This is a genomic window from Phyllobacterium sp. TAF24 (assembly GCF_052113785.1).
GTDB lineage: Bacteria > Pseudomonadota > Alphaproteobacteria > Rhizobiales > Rhizobiaceae > Phyllobacterium.
The window spans coordinates 158468-174425 of the sequence record NZ_JBFRDN010000005.1; the positions used below are offsets into that span (position 1 = coordinate 158468).

Below are 15958 nucleotides of genomic sequence, written 5' to 3' on the forward strand. Positions count from 1 at the left end.
AGTTCTGGCAGGAGGATTTATTCCTTGCCGTCGTCGGATTTCTTCAATTCTTCAAGCGTTGGCATCGATACGATGTTGTAGCCCGAATCCACATAATGGATTTCACCAGTTACACCGCTCGCAAGATCTGACAGAAGATAGAGAGCAGAACGGCCGACATCTTCAATATCAACAGTCCGGCGCAATGGTGCATTGCGCTTCTGGTAGGAGAACATGGCGCGTGCATCGCCAATGCCTGCACCGGCAAGCGTGYGCACAGGGCCAGCGGAGATCGCATTGACGCGGATGCCTTCCGGACCATAATCCGCCGCAAGGTAGCGCACCATGGCTTCCAGAGCCGCCTTTGCCACACCCATGACATTGTAGTTCGGCATGACGCGGGTCGAACCGCCATAGGTCAGCGTCAGGATTGAGCCGCCATTTTTCATCAGCTTTGCGGCGCGCTGCGCCACTTCCGTGAAGGAATAGGCAGAGATCACCATTGTGCGGCTGAAATTATCGCGTGTGGTCACATCCGCATAGCGGCCCTTGAGCTGTGATTTGTCGGAAAAGCCGATGGCATGCACAACGAAATCGATTGTGCCCCATTCCTTTTCCAAAGTTTCAAACACCGCATCGACAGTCGCAATATCCTCGACATCGCAGGCCAGCAGCAGTTTTGAGCCCAGCTGTTCAGCCAGCGGCGCAACGCGCTTGCCGAATGCGTCACCCTGATAGGTGAAGGCAAGCTCGGCACCATTATCGGCCAGTTCCTTGGCAATTCCCCAGGCAATGGAATGGCTGTTCGCGACCCCCATAATGAGACCGCGTTTGCCTTTCATCAGTTCACCCATATTCTTCCCTCTCAACCCTGGAACCGCTGGAATACCAGCGTTGCATTGGTGCCACCAAATCCGAAGGAGTTGGTCAGAACCGTATCCAGTTTGGCATTGTCGATCCGCTTGCGCACAATAGGCATGTCCTCGAATGCCGGATCGAGTTCTTCGATATTGGCGCTTTCAGCGATGAAATTGTGGTTCATCATCAAAAGCGAATAGATTGATTCGTGCACGCCAGTGGCACCCTGCGAGTGGCCGGTCAGCGATTTAGTCGCCGAAATTGGCGGGCAACCGGCTTCCGTCGTGCCAAACACTTCGCGAATCGCCTCGATCTCCTTGAGATCGCCAACGGGCGTCGATGTGGCATGCGGGTTGATGTAATCCACCTTGCCCTTCACGTTCTCGATTGCCATGCGCATGCAGCGGGCAGCCCCTTCGCCGCTCGGTGCAACCATGTCAGCACCATCTGAGGTGACGCCGTAACCGACAATCTCGCCATAAATCTTGGCACCGCGAGCCTTGGCGTGTTCCAGTTCTTCCAGAACCAGCACTCCAGCACCGCCGGAGATGACAAAACCATCGCGATTCTTGTCATAAGCGCGCGATGCAACCGCAGGCCGGTCATTGAACTTGGATGACATGGCACCCATGCCGTCGAAAAGCACAGAGAGGGTCCAGTCGAGATCTTCGCAGCCACCGGCAAACATCATGTCCTGCTTGCCGTAAGCGATCATCTCGTAAGCATTGCCGACGCAGTGATTGGAGGTCGCGCAGGCCGACGAGATGGAATAATTGACGCCCTTGATCTTGAACCATGTGGCAAGTGTTGCCGAAGCGGTTGAAGACATGGCTTTCGGCACAGCAAAGGGGCCGACCTTCTTGGACGAACCCGATTCGCGGGTTTTATCGGCAGCTTCCACGATCGTGCGGGTGGATGAACCGCCCGAACCCATAATGATGCCGGTACGTTCGTTGGAAATCTGGCTCTCATCAAGACCAGCATCGGCGATGGCCTGATCCATGGCCACATGGTTCCAGGCTGTTCCACCACCGTGGAACCGCAGTGCGCGGCGGTCGATCAACGTTGTCGGATCAAGCGTGGGAGCGCCGTGCACCTGACTGCGGAAACCGTATTTTGCATAGTCTTCGGCGAAGACAATGCCCGATTTCGCTGCACGCAGGGATTCCAGCACCTCCTGCACATTATTTCCGATAGAGGATACGATACCCATCCCCGTCACAACCACTCGCCGCATCGCGATCTCCTTGAAGGTATTGCGCTGCCCTATCAGGCCGCGCTTTCCTTGAACAGGCCAACCCGCAGGTCAGTTGCCTTATAGATAGTTTCGCCATCGGCTTTTAACCAGCCGTCCGCAATGCCAAGCACCAGCCGTCCGCGCATGACACGCTTGAAGTCGATACCATATTCAACAAGTTTGGTCTTTGGTGTGACCATACCGGTAAATTTCACCTCGCCTGTCGACAGGGCGCGGCCCTTTCCGGGCTCGCCCAGCCAGCCCAGATAGAAGCCGGTCATCTGCCACATGGCGTCAAGGCCAAGGCAACCCGGCATGACAGGATCGCCGATGAAGTGGCAGGGAAAGAACCAGAGGTCTGGCTTGATGTCGAATTCGGCGCGGATATAGCCCTTGCCGTTTTCGCCGCCGGTCTCGGAAATCTCGGTAATGCGATCGAACATCAGCATGGGTGGCGCTGGCAACTGGGCATTGCCCTGGCCGAACATCTCTCCGCGGGCACAAGCAAGAAGCTCTTCATACCCGTAGCTTGATTTCTGTTCTGGCATTCTGTCTCCCATCAATTGCTTCAATGCTGGCGCTTTTGCGCGGGCGGACCCTATCACAGAGTGTTTCTTGCTGAAAACGGTCTGTTGGCTTATCCCTAACGGAATGGCTGAATTGCAGCCTATTGATCGATTTCGCAAGACGGCATATATCAATGATGTAACACGATAGACAACAGTCTATGGTGAGACTTTTGATATCATTTAACGGAGTGGCAGACGGGCCATGCATATTTCTTATGAGATTGATGCCGACGTACCCTTGCAAGAGCGCCTGCGCTTTGCGGGTTTGCGTCCTACCCGTCAGCGTATTGCGCTTGCCAGCCTGATCTTTGCCAAGGGTGATCGTCACCTTTCGGCGGAAGAACTGCATGAAGAGGCGCTGGGCGCCAATGTGCCGGTTTCGCTGGCAACTGTGTATAACACCCTGCACCAGTTCACCCAGGCGGGAATGCTGCGCATTCTGGCTGTCGAAGGCGCAAAGACCTATTTCGACACCAATGTTTCCGATCATCACCACTTTTTCGTCGAAGGCGAAAACGAAGTGATCGATATTCCCGATGGCTCCGCCATGGTCGGCAGCCTTCCTCCGGTGCCTGAAGGCATGGAAATCGTCAACGTGGACATCATCATCCGCCTGCGCAAAAAGCGCGGCTGATTGATTTGATGTTTAGGCGTGTGTCCTTTTGGGCAGCGTCTTGAAATAGTACCTTGCGACATTTGCGAAGAGCGACGTTGCGCTGTCATCGCGATGATCGTGATAGGCGAGGGATATCTCAAGATTTCCCAAAGCAGGGTATCCGTCGGATTCATCAAGAGACTTGAACGACGACGTTTGTGTGCTGGCCGCCATTGCAGATACCACCGTGCCCGATGATACCGCTGCCAATATTCCAGCTTGGCTGGTGCTCTGATAGCAGATCGCATAATCCTTCTTTGCTTTTGCCAAGGTTTTCACGGCCAAATCCCGATCAGCACAACCTCTGGTAAACAGGGCCAGCGGCACGGGATTTGCCATATGGACATCGCTTGCCTTGGAACAAACCCATTGCAGCGGCTCTATGTGAAGCGTTTCGGAGATGATGTCAGCCGGGCAACTCTGTGTGAGAACCACATCCAAATCACCACAGGCAAAATCACCCCAGATTTTTTCGCTGTAGCCACAATGCAACTCGATCTGAAGATTCGAATTAGCCTCTCTGCACACGGCGAGTATTGGGGGAAGAAAACACGCCGCATAGGTGTCCGATGTTCCAATTCGCAAACAGTCAGTTGGCTGCGAACGGCGCAGCATTCCAGCCGCTTCATCGTTGATTGCAAGCATCTTTATCGCATAGGGCAGGAGTGCTTCTCCCTCTGCTGTCAAACTGATCCTGCCACGCTCCCGCACAAAGAGCTTCGCGCTTATGTTCGCCTCGAACCGCTGGATAAGCTGACTGACGGCAGATTGAACGCGATTGAGTTGCAATGACGCGCGCGAAAAACTTCTCAACTCAGCCACTGTTACGAAGGCGCGCAACTGCGAGGTATCCAGATCCATTCGTCAAATCCTGCATAAGGAGGCAATCATATTTTGTGATTGAGGAGATCGTTATTTCTAATTTTACGGGCAATTCTGAATGAATATTATGCCGGGTATCGTTCAAAACAATGGAAATCGAGCTGTCTGTGCGAAATCTCGTCAAGGTTGCTCCCGTGCTGTTTTTGCTCATGTGGAGCAGCGGAGCGATATTTGTAAAACTCGGTCTTGAGAACGGCTCTGTCTGGTCGTTCCTCGCATTGCGGGCCTGCGGCGCGCTGTTGGTGATTATAGTTGCAGGCAGCGTTCTGTTTCCAAAGGAAATACGTGAAACGCTCTCCGTTTCCAAAAAGCATATATTGAAATCCATGGTCGCCGGGCTGTTGCTGCAGGTGGCCTATCAGAGCTTCTTCTTTCTATCGATTGACCATCATTTGGCGCCGGGTACTCTGGCAATCATTCTGGGTCTTCAACCCATCCTCACGCCCATTTTTGCGCGGGAAGTTATTGGCATCAGGGGATATCTGTCGCTTGCCGTCGGTTTTGCGGGGCTTAGTCTGGTCGTTTACGGTGCCAAGGATGTAAGCGCCATAAGTCTGGGCGGCATTGTCTTTGCTTTTGCATCGGTTCTCGCGATCACGATGGGCTCTGTGTATCAAAAGCATTTGAACATCCATCCGATCGCGTCAGCGATTTATCAATACACTGCCGCTTCCATTGTCTTCCTGATCATTATTGCTTTTCAGGGATGGAATGTGGTGTGGACGGCTCAATTCGCCTTTTGCGTGGCGTGGATGGTGTGCGTTGTGTCCGTCGGCGCTGTTCTCCTGCTCTTTCATATGCTTTCCAATGAAGCCGCGAGCAAGGTAGGTGTTTTGTTCTATCTGGTGCCGATTTTTACCATGGTTTTTGATTATATTATTTTTGGCACCGTCGTGACGGGATTCACCGTTGTCGGCGTTCTCATTGTGATCTCGGCGATTCTTATGTTCCAGCGGTCGCAAAATCGACGTGGGCGCGAGATCGTATAAATCTAATTATCGAATTTCTCGCCGGGATAAGCGCCCCAAATATCCGATTGGCGCATCCAGCCGCTGGCACCGCTGAACACCAGCCGGCACCAGTCACCATTGCAATTTTTGAGAGTTGCCAGAACGCCGGGTTGTACCTGCGCCACAACATTCGCCTTGTCATCGGCGCTGCGATAGACATTCAGCATGACGTTGTCCTTGTCGCGCTGCCATGGTGCGGTCATGGCCGTGCGCTTGCCTGAGAGCAGGGACTGATAGACCCAGCCTTCTGTCCCTTCAGAATCGCGAATGCGCCGCCAATTGTCATATTCCTGCACGATTTCAACCGGCAGCCCGGATTTCAGGAACAGCCACGTCACGGCATAATCACGTCCGGGACCCACGCGCAAATTGACGCGGCCGGGTTTCAGGCTGACAAAACGCGGCAAAGGCAGGCCGCTCGGCCCCACCTGTTCCGCGGCTTGCGCCGTTGCAAAGCCCGGTATCGCGGCAGGCGCGGCCAGTAAAAAGGCCGATGCAATGCCTGCAGTCAGTGCGAAAGAACGAATAAATAAGATGCCCAACAAAACCAGTCCTTCATCATTCCCTGCTCTTTTCCGGCGATTATGCGGTTGAACGAGAAACGATCCCTATTTTTCTTTGTCTTTGATGCGCCGCCTTGATAGACAGGAAGCGGAGCTCAAGAGCGATTGCAGTTTGCAATGGTTTGGTTAAAGAGGTCTCAATACCATCGGAAAAAGGGAGGGGAATATTGGTTAGCAAAAAGCCTCTGGTCGTCATCACCCGAAAGTTGCCCGATTCCGTTGAGACGCGCATGCGTGAACTTTTCGAATCCAGATTGAATGTCGATGACCGGCGATTGTCGAAGGCGGAACTGATTGAAGCCGTCCAGCAAGCCAATGTTCTCGTGCCGACTGTCACCGACCGTATCGATGAGGAGATCATCAATGCTGCCGGTCCCAATCTCAAGCTCATCGCCAATTTCGGTAATGGCGTCGATAATATCGATGTCCCCGCCGCTGCAAAACGCGGCATCACTGTTACCAATACGCCCAATGTCCTGAGTGAAGACACCGCTGACATGACCATGGCGCTGATGCTGGCCGTGCCGCGCCGGCTGGTGGAAGGCGCGTCCATTCTTCTCGATGATGGCAAATGGGAGGGCTGGGGCCCGACCTGGATGCTCGGCCGCCGCATCTGGGGCAAGCGCCTCGGTATTGTCGGCATGGGCCGCATCGGTACAGCCGTTGCCCGCCGCGCCAAGGCTTTCGGCCTGTCGATCCATTATCACAACCGCAAGCCCGTCAGCCCCAAAACGGAAGCTGAACTGGAGGCTACCTATTGGGACAGTCTCGATCAGATGCTGGCCCGTATGGACATCATCTCGGTCAATTGCCCGTCTACTCCAGCGACGTTCCATTTGCTGTCGGCACGGCGGCTGGCGCTGATGCAACCATCAGCCTTTATCGTCAACACGGCTCGCGGCCAGATCATTGATGAACAGGCGCTTATTGCCCAGCTGGAAACTGGAAAACTCTCCGGCGCGGCGCTTGATGTGTTTGAGCACGAGCCAGCCGTCAATTCCAAGCTGCGCAAACTCGCCAAGGCGGGCAAAGTCGTCATCCTGCCGCACATGGGCTCCGCCACGCTGGAAGGACGCATCGATATGGGCGAGAAGGTGATCATCAACATCCGAACCTTCATTGATGGCCACCGCCCGCCTGATCGGGTTTTGCCGAATAGGGTTTAGCTGATTTTTATCGGGATTGTGGGGTGGTTCGTGGTTCGACAAAACACCCATGAGGCCCTTCGACAGGCTCAGGATGAGGGGAGCCATGTTCTGTAACCCTCGTGATCTACAAAGTTGGCGATTAGCCTTGCATCCACACTCTCCCTCATGGTGAGCTTGTCGAACCACGAACCACGAACCACGAACCTGCAGACAGCGCTACTGCACTGTAATCAACCCACCTGCATCTATCTGCAAAATCTTGTGGGACAGACACCCAAACGCCTCGCGATCAAGCTTCAACGCCATTGGCGTTACATGATCCATCTCCTGCGCAACGATCAGCCCAAGCAGAAGTATGGCATCCGGTTCATGCAGGATGATCGCTGCGGGCGCGAGGCCTGCGTAGACAAGTTCCAGAAGCACGGCGGCGGCGGATGAAGAACCGATGGTTCCCGGAATGCACAATACTTTTCCAGTGATCGCTACGCCATGCTGCGGGTGGCGCACGTCGGCGATCAGCCCTGTTTTAGGATTAACCCCGCCCCAGAAACTGATCGGGGCCGTCAGCACCAAGGCTTCGGCCTTTGCTGGCTTTCCCTTCACGAGGATCTCTGTCTGGAGCTGTGTCATGCGGCACCAAACATCGGACGCCCGGTTACGGCACTTTCCACGCATTCGGCCATGGAACCGTAAATGACTCCATACCCCGTATTCCCCGGTGCGTAATGCGCAAATTTGCCCGAATTGGTCATCAGCACCGCATTGTCGATAGCAGGCAGGATAGGCGTAACGACGACGCAGGTATCGGCAACGATGATGACGCCGCTTTTCTCCAGTGTCTGACGCTTGCCGCTGCTCTCCAGTGTAGCGAGCGCGTGGCGGCCGCTGCAGGCATAGAGTGGCACGCTCAGGCGACGCCCGGCGATCAGTGCCTCCAGACGATCAAATTCAGTGCGGGAAAGATGCGGGCTGCCAATCGCTACCGCATTGATGGTTTGCGCATCTGCCACGGTCGACAGTCTGCGGCGTGATTCTTTGATCATATCGCCGGTCACCTTGATCACCACTTCAGGTGTCTGATGGTGCAATGCTGTGGCAAGATCGGGCGCTTCAGGCGTGACACCCGCCACATGAAACAGCCCGACTGCACCCGCTGATGCCGAGGCTGCACCAAAGGCTTTCAATGCATCTTCTCCGGGATGATGGTCGATACCGGCGACAACGCCGACAGAATCTCCAACTTCCCGCCCGAACAGGCTGCCGAGAATCGGCCATGCTACTTCTGAATCAAGAAAGCTGACTTCAAGACCGGAGACATCAAATATGATTTTGGCCCGGCGGTTTTCCGGCTGGTGAAATCCATAATAGGGGGCATAACCTGATATCGCGCAGGCGATATCGAGAAAATCACCATAACGGTTGGTGCGCGCACCCAGAACGGAATTGCAGAAAACCACTGCATTGGACTCGCCCCAGGCAACATCACTGCCAAGAGCCGGGCGATGGCCCGCCTGATAGGGCGCACAGGTCCATGTCGGCTCGCAGCCCAGCGTCCGGTAGGCATCCATCATGCGCCGCGCCATGCCGCGTTCATGCGGCTCAAGCCTGTTTTTGGAGCAGCCGGTCAAGTCAAGCGAGCCGACATTGAGTGTCGCCCGCACGGCAACCTTCGCTCCGCCTTCCGCCAGTTTCTCGGCAAACAGCGTGCCGGAATCGCCGTGATAGAGAGCGCCATCAATGTGGGCGGATGCAATGGGGATGAGAGAGGGCGCGCCCATCAGCCGGGCCGTTGCGGCCACAATGCGCATGGCCATCGCCGCGCCTTCACCACGCGCGCCGCTGGCGATAGCCTGCTGCTCCGGTGTCAGCTCAAGCGGCATGGATCACGCTCACGCCGCGGCCCCGGCCGCACTTGCTCTGTATTTGATCGTCTCGAACCGCGAACTCAAAGCATCGTAAAGCAGCAGCTTGCCGATGAGCGGTTCACCCACACCGGTAATCAGCTTGATGACCTCCGTTGCCTGCAGACTGCCGATCACACCCGGCAACACGCCGAGAACGCCCGCTTCAGCGCAGGCAGGCACAAGTCCCGCTGGCGGCGGTGAAGGAAAGAGATCGCGATAGGATGGATTTTGCTCGCCCTTGGCGTTCTCCTCATAGGGTTTGAGCGTCGTCAAAGAACCATCGAAGCGCCCAAGCGCTGCTGAAACCAGCGGGCGTTTTCCTGCTGCACAGGCATCTGCCAGCAGATAACGTGTGTCAAAATTATCCGAACCATCAACGACGATGTGATAGCGGCTGATGAGATCTGAAACATTGTCGGATGCAACCCGTGTTTCATGCGCCTCAACCACTACGTGTGGGTTGATCGCAGCAATGGCCCGGGCAGCGCTTTCCACCTTGGCTGAACCGACAAGGTCCGTATCGTGGATGACCTGCCGTTGCAGATTGGACAGCGAAACCCGGTCATCATCGACAATGCCGAGCGTGCCGACACCGGCGGCTGCCAAATATTGCAGCACCGGTGCGCCAAGCCCACCAGCGCCCACGACAAGCACACGGGCGCGTTTGAGCTTTTGCTGGCCAGGCCCGCCGATCTCCGCAAGGATGATGTGGCGGGCATAGCGCTCAAGTTCAGCTGAGGTAAACGCTGGGTTTTCAGGTTCGGTCATGGCTTACTTTAGAACAAGATTGAGCCTGAAGGCAGCATCCGATTTGTATCAGGCGAGAAATTTCAAACCGGCAATACCGGATACAATCAGGCCGATACAGACAAGACGGATCACCGTTGCCGGTTCACCGAAGAGATACATGCCGAGTAGGGCAGTTCCAACCGTACCAATGCCGGTCCACACCGCATAGGCACTGCCCACGGGCAATTCACGCAAGGCAAGCCCAAGAATCACAACACTGATAACCATGCTTGCCCCGGTCAGTACCGAAGGCGTCAGACGGGTAAACCCATCCGTATATTTGAGCCCGATAGCCCAGCCAATTTCAAACAGTCCTGCGATAACGAGATAAATCCAGGCCATGACGACCATCCTTTTCCATATGCGGGCCGTCCCGGCTGTGTTCATCCGCTGCAAATCATGCCGCGTGGAGGGCGTCCTCCATGGCTCTATCTAGGCTGGGGCGAATGCGCAGGCAAGGGCTGAAAGGCTGAGTAATTTTGGTGTTTAACATCAAGGATAATGAATGGAATTGCGTCCATTCAGGCGAGATACAGCCTTATCGGGCTGGTCTTTTCCCGTTTCACCACGCCTTTGGCTTCAAGATCGAGCTGGACAGCCTTTGCCCACCATCCAGCTTTGGCACCGCCGGGAAATTGCTCCTGTGACAATACATCAGTCAGACGTTCACGAATTTCAGCCACGGTCAGGCCGGGCGTTGCTGCTGGCAGGACCTGCAGATATGCTTCTTTCATGGCATCGTACTTAGCCTGATCAAGGCGCTGTTTGTTGCCGGGATGGTTGACGTTCTCTACCTGCACTTTCTGTGACTGGGGCATTTCATTCTTTCCTTCTGACGTCCGCCCCACACCGGGCGTTGCTCAATAGGACGTATAGGCGGGTTAAAAACCGACAGCCGTACGAAAATAGCTCAAACCAATCGCGGCCAACGGAAGCCGCGACGTCTGTTAGCTGGTGATTACGCTCAAGGTGGCGTAACGATCATCCAGGTAAAGACGTAGGCCTGAAGCATCACAAGCACGCCGACGAGACAGGCAAGGATGATCGAGTGCTTGAAGACGAAGCGCAGGATCGTCCCTTCATGCCCGTACCAGTTGGTGGCTGTCGAAGCGACGACGATGGACTGCGCGTCGATCATCTTGCCCATGACACCACCCGATGAGTTGGCGGCGCCCATCAGGATCGGCGAGAGACCAAGCTGTTCGGACGTGATTTTCTGCAGATTGCCGAAGAGCACATTGGAAGCGGTGTCCGATCCCGTCAGGGCAACACCCAGCCAGCCCAGCAATGTGCCGAAGAACGGGTAGAGCACACCCGTGGCGGCGAAAGCGAGCCCGAGGGTGGCATCAATGCCCGAAAGGCGCGTCAGCGTTCCAATGGCCAGCATGGCTGAAATGGTGATGAGGGAATAGGAGCACAGTTTGATCGTGCGCCCATATACCTTCAACATTTCTATAGGCTTGTAGCCCATGACAAGCCCGGAAATAACAGCCGCAATCAGCATGCCTGAACCCGTATAGGACAGCCACGTAAAGGCAAAGACCGCTTTCTCAGGCGTTGGCTGTGCGGCGATGGGCGCTACTTTCATAATCAGGTTGTTAAGGCCGGGAACGCTGTAGCTCAAGGTCGCCCATGGATTGACTGTATTCTTGAACCAGTCGGTGCCCCAGAGCAGAAGCACAGCGCAGACAATGATCCACGGGGTCATTGAAGCCCAGACTTCTGCCCGGGTTGGTGTGGTCTTCGTTGTCTTCACCGGCGGAACTTGTGAGGCGGAATCATCGCGGGTGCGCAATGCGGCGGATGTCCATATGACTTTTGGCTGCCATATGCGCAGGAAGCCGATGAGACAGGCCATGGAGATCAGCGATGCACCGATATCAACGATCCATGGATTGATAAAGTTCGAGATGAGAAACTGCGGTACCGCAAAGGAAACGCCGGTAACGAGAATTGCCGGCCAGACCTCTTTCATGCCCTTATATCCGGCAAAGGCCCAGACAACCCAGAACGGCACGATCAGCGAGAAGAACGGTAGCTGGCGGCCAACCATGGCGCCAAGCAGGAAAGGATCAATGCCGGTGACGCTGGAAAGCCCGGCAATGGGTGTGCCCAGAGCACCATAGGCCACCGGCGCCGTATTGGCGATCAGCGAAAGCCCGGATGCCGCCAGCGGCGAAAAGCCAAGGCCGATGAGGATCGCGGCAGTCACTGCCACAGGCGTTCCGAAACCCGAGGCACCTTCGAAGAACGCACCAAAGGAAAAGGCAATCAGCAGGATTTGCAGACGCCGGTCGCGCGTTACGCCGCCAATGGTGTTTTGCAGCGTTTCGAACACGCCTTTCTCCACCGTGAGCCGGTAGAGAAAGATGACGTTGAGGACGATCCACCCGATGGGAAAAAAGCCGGTGATGACGCCAAGCAGCGATGCCCGGATCGACATATCCGCTGGCATGGTGAACACAAAAATTGCAATGAGATTGGCGACAATCAGCGCAATGATTGCCGCGATGTGCACCTTGACCTTGTTGGATGCGATCATCGCCAAGAGCACGACAACAGGTATCGCTGCTGCCAGTGTTGAAAGAACGGAATTGCCAAACGGATTATAGACCTGATTCCACATCATAATGCCCCCCATCATGGAGCACCGCGACGATCCGAATACCTCGAACAATCGTCCGGTACTCTAGTATATGTGTCAGATCGCTCTATTTGTGCGGCGTTCGAAGGAGAATGCAACCGGACAAAAAGCAAACGCCGCCGAAATGGCGGCATTCACTGGCTTTTCAACAGGAATGACTGATTAAAAGCGTCTAGAGGCGCTTGGGAATATCCAGGCCGCGCTGTACTGCCGGACGTGCAAGACCACGTTCCAGCCATGCCGGAACGTTCTTCAGGCTGGCATAGTCAACAAGATCGCCCGCGCCATAGAAGCCCACCAGATTGCGCACCCAGCCAAGCGTGGCGATATCGGCGATAGTGTATTCATCGTCCATGATCCACTGGCGGCCTTCCAGACGCGTTTCAAGCACGCCAAGCAATCGCTTGGATTCATTCTGGTAACGTTCAAGCGGGCGCTTGTCCTCGATCTCACGACCGGCAAACTTATGGAAAAAGCCAACCTGACCGAACATCGGGCCAATTGCGGCCATCTGGAAAAACACCCACTGAATTGTCTGGTAGCGGCGCGCTGGATCAGAAGGCAGGAATTTGCCGGTCTTTTCGGCGAGGTAAAGCAGGATCGCGCCGGATTCGAACAGTGCCAGCGGCTTACCATCAGGACCATCCGGGTCGATGATCGCAGGAATTTTGCCATTCGGGTTGAGCGACAGGAATTCCGGTGTCCAGCTTTCGTTCTTTCCGATGTCGATGAGATGAACCTCGTAGGGCAGACCAAGCTCTTCCAGCATGATCGACACTTTCACGCCGTTCGGTGTTGGCAGGGAATAGAGCTGAAGAAGCTCAGGGTGCTGGGCTGGCCAGCGTTGGGTGATTGGGAAGGACGAAAGATCAGACATAGGGATTCCTTTGTTGGATCAAGTGGCCGAGGGCCGTAGAAGCTTTGTTTGATGGGGGTTGCTGCAGAAGATTTCGATTCCAGGACATGCTAACACGGTGACAGACAGACTTTCCATGGTCTGTGCTAACCGGCATGCACTTCTCCGTGAGCCACGTCGAAAAACTGGGCGCGACCGGCGAGACTTGAAAACAGCGCCCGGTCGGTGCCGGTCATGAAGGCCTGACCGCCAAGCTCTTCGATAATGTCGAAAAGTGCCGCCCGGCGACCCTCGTCAAGATGGGCGGCGATCTCGTCCAGCAGAAGGATGGGCGCCATGCCTGCCAGTTCGCCTGTTAGCCGCGCATGTGACAGGATAAGGCCAATGAGCAGGGCTTTTTGCTCGCCCGTCGAGCAAAGTTCAGCGGGCATGCCCTTGGGCCGGTGCCGCACCAGCAGATCGGATCGATGCGGTCCATCAAGTGTTCGCCCCGCTGCCCGATCACGGCTGCGCCCGTCATGCAGTGCGCGGCGAAAGGTTTCTTCCACATCGGTGGCCGATTCGATGCCAATGCGGGCTTCCAGTTCGCCGTTGAGGATGCAGTCAGCTTTCGGGAAGGGACTGTCGTCGGGCAATCGCTCGATCATGCCGTTGATCAGGCGCATAAGCTCGGCTCGGGCCGCTGCAATGGCAATGCCAAGCTCCGCCATAGGGGTCTCGATAGCATCAAGCCAGGCGCTGTTGCTGCGCTCTTCCGTCAGCAGGCGGTTACGGCTGCGCATGGCTTTCTCATAGTCGAGAACGCGGCGGCCATGCGCCGGATCAATGGCAAGCACCATACGGTCAAGAAAACGCCTGCGATCACCAGCAGGACCGGTGAAGAGCCCATCCATGGACGGCACCAGCCAGAGAATGCGGGAATATTCCAAAAGGTCATCGGCGCTCGATGCAGTCACGCCATTGATACGCACACGCCGTGCCGTATCCCCCGGGGCATTGCCGGCAAGCCCGGTACCAACGTCGACGGAGCCGTCCTCCGTTTCGATAGCCGCGTGGATGGCAAAACCATCAGGCGCATCATTGCGGGTAACATCCGTATAGGTGGCGCGGCGCAACCCGCGGCCCGGTGAGAGGAACGAAATCGCCTCAAGCAGATTGGTCTTGCCCGAACCGTTTTCACCCGTCAGCACCACATGCGAGGGCCCAAGCCGTAGCGACAGGTTTTCATAATTGCGGAAATGAGCGAGCTTCAACCGGCTGATCGAAACGCGGGCCGGTTTGCCAGCTTCGGGAGAAGGGAAGTCGTTTGTCATGCTGATGTACTGCCGCTCTTTACTCTCCCCCAATGTGGGGAACGTCCTGATTGGAGGGAGGAAAGCGTTGGCATCAGTGAACAGTCGCGTTGATGAAAGAAATCATATGACATTGCATTGTTCATTCTCCCACTGCGCTATTGATGATGTTTGTCGGGGTTCAGAGCGTGGTTGGTGTTGCAGGGTGCGTGGTTCGTGGTTCGACAAGCTCACCATGAGGGAGAGAGGTGATGCAACGCTAATCGCAAAGGTTGCAGATCACAAAGATCGCGGATCATAAAGGGTCCAGAACTTGACCCCCTTTCATCCACACTCTCCCTCATGGTGAGCTTGTCGAACCACGAACCACGAACCCCATCTCTTACCCCTACACTGCGGAGGAGGGCTAGCAACTCCAGCGTCAGAAACGTTCGTCAGCCAGCGTTAAACCCGCATTGGCATGAGCACATAGAGCGCATTCGCATCGCCCGTATCACGCACCAATGTTGGCGAACCCGCATCAGCCAGCATGAAAATCGCCTCGGAGCCGGAAAGCTGGGCTGTGATATCAAGGAGATATTTGGCGTTGAAACCAATCTCGATGGGATCGGAGTCGTAATCAGCGGCAAGCTCGTCCGTAGCGCTGCCCGAATCCGGGTTGTTCACGGTCAAGGTCAGCTGCCCGTCGGCAATGGTCAGTTTGACCGCGCGGCCACGCTCGCTCGAAATGGTCGAAACGCGATCAACAGCGGAGGCGAAACTCTGGCGGTCGATGGTCAGCTTCTTGTCATTGCCGGATGGAATGACGCGCTGATAGTCAGGGAATGTGCCATCAATCAGCTTGGAGGTGAGAACCACCGAGCCAATGGTGAAGCGGATTTTTGTGTCTGACAATTCGATTGTGACCGCGACATCCGGATCATCGACCAGCTTCTGCAACTCGGCGACAGTCTTACGCGGGATAATAATGCCGGGCATGCCTTCGGCACCTGACGGCGCTTCGAGTTCCGCGCGCGCCAGACGATGTCCGTCCGTGGCGACAGCGCGCAGTTTCAGGGAACCCTCGCTTTCAATGGCATGGAAGTAAATGCCATTGAGATAATAGCGGGTTTCTTCAGTGGAGATGGCGAACTGGGTCCGCTCGATCAGGCTTTTCAGCGCTGTCGAGGTAATGCGGAATGTGTGAGTGAAGGAGCCCGCCGTTAGCTCGGGAAAATCCGATTGCGGGAGGCACTGCAGGCGGAAGTTTGACCGGCCAGAGGTCACAGTCATCGAATTGCCGTCGGTGTTGGTCGCCAGCATGACTTCCGCACCATCAGGCAGCTTGCGCACAATGTCATAAAGCAGATGTGCGGGTACAGTGGTCGCGCCAGATTGTTCGATCTGGGCTGCCGTGGCTTCGGTTACTTCAAGATCAAGGTCGGTCGCTTTGAGGGCAAGACTTGCACCCTCGGCCTGCAAAAGAACGTTCGAAAGAATCGGAATGGTGTTACGCCGTTCCACCACGCGATGGACATGGTTGAGCGACTTCAGAAGATTGGAACGTTCAAGAGTTACACGCATGATAAACCG

Annotated in this window: 17 protein-coding genes; 3 read left to right on the forward strand and 14 right to left on the reverse strand. The window is 55.6% G+C overall.

Annotated features, from left to right (window positions below; translation table 11 throughout):
- Nucleotides 1–17: 17 nt before the first annotated feature.
- Genes fabI through fabA form a run of 3 tightly spaced genes read right to left on the reverse strand, consistent with a single transcriptional unit; the run spans nt 18 to nt 2622 of the window.
- Complete coding sequence (fabI, locus tag AB4Y96_RS06770) at nt 18–833, reverse strand: enoyl-ACP reductase FabI (RefSeq protein ID WP_441916361.1); 816 nt, start codon at nt 831–833, stop codon at nt 18–20.
- Nucleotides 834–844: 11 nt separating this feature from the next.
- A complete protein-coding gene (gene fabB, locus AB4Y96_RS06775) occupies nt 845–2074 on the reverse strand; it encodes a beta-ketoacyl-ACP synthase I (RefSeq protein ID WP_441916362.1) in 1230 nt (409 codons plus the stop codon).
- 32 nt (nt 2075–2106) lie between these two features.
- Entirely contained in the window at nt 2107–2622 is a 516-nt protein-coding gene (fabA, locus tag AB4Y96_RS06780) for a 3-hydroxyacyl-[acyl-carrier-protein] dehydratase FabA (RefSeq protein WP_091878644.1), read from the reverse strand.
- Between the two features lie 223 nt (nt 2623–2845).
- Here fabA and irrA point away from each other — a divergent pair, with 223 nt between their 5' ends.
- The gene (gene irrA / locus AB4Y96_RS06785; RefSeq protein WP_091878642.1) at nt 2846–3277 is read left to right on the forward strand and encodes an iron response transcriptional regulator IrrA; all 432 of its coding nucleotides are present in this window, start codon (nt 2846–2848) and stop codon (nt 3275–3277) included.
- Between the two features lie 12 nt (nt 3278–3289).
- Here the strand turns inward: irrA and AB4Y96_RS06790 are convergent, their stop codons facing one another.
- Nucleotides 3290–4159, reverse strand: a complete 870-nt coding sequence (locus AB4Y96_RS06790; RefSeq protein ID WP_441916363.1) for a LysR family transcriptional regulator — start codon at nt 4157–4159, stop codon at nt 3290–3292.
- Between the two features lie 110 nt (nt 4160–4269).
- Here AB4Y96_RS06790 and AB4Y96_RS06795 point away from each other — a divergent pair, with 110 nt between their 5' ends.
- Nucleotides 4270–5169: a DMT family transporter gene (locus tag AB4Y96_RS06795; protein WP_441916364.1), complete on the forward strand. Its 900-nt coding sequence runs from the start codon at nt 4270–4272 to the stop codon at nt 5167–5169.
- A gap of 2 nt (nt 5170–5171) precedes the next feature.
- Here the strand turns inward: AB4Y96_RS06795 and AB4Y96_RS06800 are convergent, their stop codons facing one another.
- Nucleotides 5172–5732 (reverse strand): SH3 domain-containing protein, encoded by a 561-nt coding sequence (locus tag AB4Y96_RS06800; protein ID WP_441916365.1) that lies wholly within the window; start codon nt 5730–5732, stop codon nt 5172–5174.
- A gap of 185 nt (nt 5733–5917) precedes the next feature.
- Here AB4Y96_RS06800 and AB4Y96_RS06805 point away from each other — a divergent pair, with 185 nt between their 5' ends.
- A complete protein-coding gene (locus AB4Y96_RS06805) occupies nt 5918–6919 on the forward strand; it encodes a 2-hydroxyacid dehydrogenase (protein WP_091880099.1) in 1002 nt (333 codons plus the stop codon).
- 198 nt (nt 6920–7117) lie between these two features.
- Here the strand turns inward: AB4Y96_RS06805 and AB4Y96_RS06810 are convergent, their stop codons facing one another.
- The 9 genes from AB4Y96_RS06810 to dnaN all read right to left on the reverse strand — a co-directional run bounded on the left by AB4Y96_RS06810 (nt 7118) and on the right by dnaN (nt 15949).
- Complete coding sequence (locus AB4Y96_RS06810; protein ID WP_441916366.1) at nt 7118–7531, reverse strand: aconitase X swivel domain-containing protein; 414 nt, start codon at nt 7529–7531, stop codon at nt 7118–7120.
- Complete coding sequence (locus AB4Y96_RS06815) at nt 7528–8781, reverse strand: aconitase X (protein WP_441916367.1); 1254 nt, start codon at nt 8779–8781, stop codon at nt 7528–7530. Before AB4Y96_RS06815 ends, AB4Y96_RS06810 begins: the two co-directional genes overlap by 4 nt.
- 9 nt (nt 8782–8790) lie before the next feature.
- Nucleotides 8791–9573, reverse strand: coding sequence for a molybdopterin-synthase adenylyltransferase MoeB (locus tag AB4Y96_RS06820; RefSeq protein WP_441916368.1), 783 nt, complete (start codon nt 9571–9573; stop codon nt 8791–8793).
- A 48-nt stretch (nt 9574–9621) separates the two neighbouring features.
- Nucleotides 9622–9936, reverse strand: a complete 315-nt coding sequence (sugE, locus tag AB4Y96_RS06825) for a quaternary ammonium compound efflux SMR transporter SugE (RefSeq protein WP_091880098.1) — start codon at nt 9934–9936, stop codon at nt 9622–9624.
- Between the two features lie 179 nt (nt 9937–10115).
- Nucleotides 10116–10412, reverse strand: a complete 297-nt coding sequence (locus tag AB4Y96_RS06830; RefSeq protein WP_091878634.1) for a DUF6958 family protein — start codon at nt 10410–10412, stop codon at nt 10116–10118.
- A 146-nt stretch (nt 10413–10558) separates the two neighbouring features.
- On the reverse strand, nt 10559–12220 hold the full coding sequence (locus AB4Y96_RS06835; protein WP_441916411.1) for an L-lactate permease: 1662 nt from the start codon (nt 12218–12220) through the stop codon (nt 10559–10561).
- A gap of 190 nt (nt 12221–12410) precedes the next feature.
- Entirely contained in the window at nt 12411–13115 is a 705-nt protein-coding gene (locus tag AB4Y96_RS06840) for a glutathione S-transferase N-terminal domain-containing protein (RefSeq protein ID WP_441916369.1), read from the reverse strand.
- Between the two features lie 125 nt (nt 13116–13240).
- Nucleotides 13241–14407, reverse strand: coding sequence for a DNA replication/repair protein RecF (gene recF, locus AB4Y96_RS06845; RefSeq protein ID WP_441916370.1), 1167 nt, complete (start codon nt 14405–14407; stop codon nt 13241–13243).
- Between the two features lie 423 nt (nt 14408–14830).
- Nucleotides 14831–15949, reverse strand: coding sequence for a DNA polymerase III subunit beta (dnaN, locus tag AB4Y96_RS06850; RefSeq protein WP_091878630.1), 1119 nt, complete (start codon nt 15947–15949; stop codon nt 14831–14833).
- Nucleotides 15950–15958: the final 9 nt, after the last annotated feature.

Bases quoted from the DNA above. Each gene is read 5' to 3' on its own strand.
- fabB (WP_441916362.1), bottom strand. From the start codon at position 2,074: ATGCGGCGAGTGGTTGTGACGGGGATGGGTATCGTATCCTCTATCGGA.
- fabA (WP_091878644.1), bottom strand. From the start codon at position 2,622: ATGCCAGAACAGAAATCAAGCTACGGGTATGAAGAGCTTCTTGCTTGT.
- irrA (WP_091878642.1), top strand. From the start codon at position 2,846: ATGCATATTTCTTATGAGATTGATGCCGACGTACCCTTGCAAGAGCGC.
- AB4Y96_RS06790 (WP_441916363.1), bottom strand. From the start codon at position 4,159: ATGGATCTGGATACCTCGCAGTTGCGCGCCTTCGTAACAGTGGCTGAG.
- AB4Y96_RS06795 (WP_441916364.1), top strand. From the start codon at position 4,270: ATGGAAATCGAGCTGTCTGTGCGAAATCTCGTCAAGGTTGCTCCCGTG.
- AB4Y96_RS06810 (WP_441916366.1), bottom strand. From the start codon at position 7,531: ATGACACAGCTCCAGACAGAGATCCTCGTGAAGGGAAAGCCAGCAAAG.
- AB4Y96_RS06815 (WP_441916367.1), bottom strand. From the start codon at position 8,781: ATGCCGCTTGAGCTGACACCGGAGCAGCAGGCTATCGCCAGCGGCGCG.
- AB4Y96_RS06820 (WP_441916368.1), bottom strand. From the start codon at position 9,573: ATGACCGAACCTGAAAACCCAGCGTTTACCTCAGCTGAACTTGAGCGC.
- sugE (WP_091880098.1), bottom strand. From the start codon at position 9,936: ATGGCCTGGATTTATCTCGTTATCGCAGGACTGTTTGAAATTGGCTGG.
- AB4Y96_RS06830 (WP_091878634.1), bottom strand. From the start codon at position 10,412: ATGCCCCAGTCACAGAAAGTGCAGGTAGAGAACGTCAACCATCCCGGC.
- AB4Y96_RS06835 (WP_441916411.1), bottom strand. From the start codon at position 12,220: ATGTGGAATCAGGTCTATAATCCGTTTGGCAATTCCGTTCTTTCAACA.
- AB4Y96_RS06840 (WP_441916369.1), bottom strand. From the start codon at position 13,115: ATGTCTGATCTTTCGTCCTTCCCAATCACCCAACGCTGGCCAGCCCAG.
- recF (WP_441916370.1), bottom strand. From the start codon at position 14,407: ATGACAAACGACTTCCCTTCTCCCGAAGCTGGCAAACCGGCCCGCGTT.
- dnaN (WP_091878630.1), bottom strand. From the start codon at position 15,949: ATGCGTGTAACTCTTGAACGTTCCAATCTTCTGAAGTCGCTCAACCAT.